Origin of the sequence: Actinoplanes sp. NPDC026619 (assembly GCF_040638295.1) — a bacterium.
Classification (GTDB): domain Bacteria; phylum Actinomycetota; class Actinomycetes; order Mycobacteriales; family Micromonosporaceae; genus Actinoplanes.
On sequence record NZ_JBEZYA010000099.1, the window covers coordinates 1 to 1,168 of the forward strand.

Annotated in this window: 1 protein-coding gene; it reads right to left on the bottom strand. The window is 66.4% G+C overall.

Features of this window, described 5'->3' with window-relative positions; all coding sequences use genetic code 11:
• Window positions 1-90: 90 nt before the first annotated feature.
• Window positions 91-1,077, bottom strand: a complete 987-nt coding sequence (locus tag AB0E90_RS51705) for an IS481 family transposase (protein ID WP_360421246.1) — start codon at window positions 1,075-1,077, stop codon at window positions 91-93.
• Between the last annotated feature and the right edge of the window lie 91 nt (window positions 1,078-1,168).

A 1,168-nucleotide genomic window follows, 5' to 3' on the forward strand; every position in this document is an offset into this window, starting at 1 on the left:
GCCATATGTGGGTAATACACGATCCAGGCCTAAAATCCAAGCACCGCAACGGATTACACGCCGGACGAGCACCTAGCCGCGAAACTCCCGCTAGGTGTTCTGCCCAGAGAGGTTAGGAACGCGGCTGGCGGGTGGGCCGCCGATGGCGGAGTGGTGCCGGTGGTGATTGTAGGTGTGTAGGAATCGGGGTAGGGCTCGGCGTCTGGCGTTCTCGCTGGTGTAGGCCTTGGCGTAGGCCCATTCGTCGGCGAGGGTGCGGTGGAAACGTTCGACCTTGCCGTTTGTCTGGGGCCGGTAGGGCTGGGTCTTCTTCACGGTGACGCCGAGTTGGTGGCAGGTGTCGTGCCAGAGCCGTGAGATGTAGCAGGAGCCGTTGTCGGACAGGACCCGGACGACGGTGATGCCGTGGGCGGTGAACCAGGCGTGGGCGCGTCGCCAGAATGCGGCGGCGGTTTCTTTGGTCTCGTCGGTCAGGATTTCGGTGTAGGCCAGCCGGGAGTGGTCGTCCAGGGCGGTGTGCAGGTAGGCGTAGCCGAGCCGGGCGCCGCCGCGTTTGTCGGTGCTGTGACCGGGTGTCGCGGTGCGGTTGAGTTTGCCTTGGGCTCGTCCTTGGGTGCGATGGCCGCCGCCGTCAGGGATGTTGCCGAGTTTCTTGACGTCGACGTGGACCAGGTCTCCTGGCCGGTCATGTTCGTAGCGGCGTACCGGTTCCCGGGTGCCGCGGTCCAGATCCGCGAGGCGGGCGGTGCCGGCGCGGCGTAGGACCGAGTGGCAGGTCGAGGCGGGTATGCCGAGGAGCCAGCCGATGCGTACCGGTCCGAGCCGTCGGGTCTTACGCAGGTGCAGGACCTTGCGTTCGATCGGGCGTGGTGTGCGGTTCGGGCTGTGGTGCGGGCGGCTGGACCGGTCGCGCATGCCGGCGGGCCCGTCGGTGCGGTAGCGATCGGCCCAGCGTTTCGCCGTGCCTGTGCTGACCTGGAACCGTTCCGCGGCTCGGCGTAGTGGCCAATGGTCATCGACGACACACTGCGCCAGCCGCAATCGGCCGCGTTCGGTCAGTGGAGCGTTAGCGTCAATGCCGCGTAGTTAGGGTGCTGGGCTTGCTGTCAAACCCAGCGTGATCGTGATGGTGGCGTTGTGGTTGGTGCGGTCGATGGCGCCTTTGGCG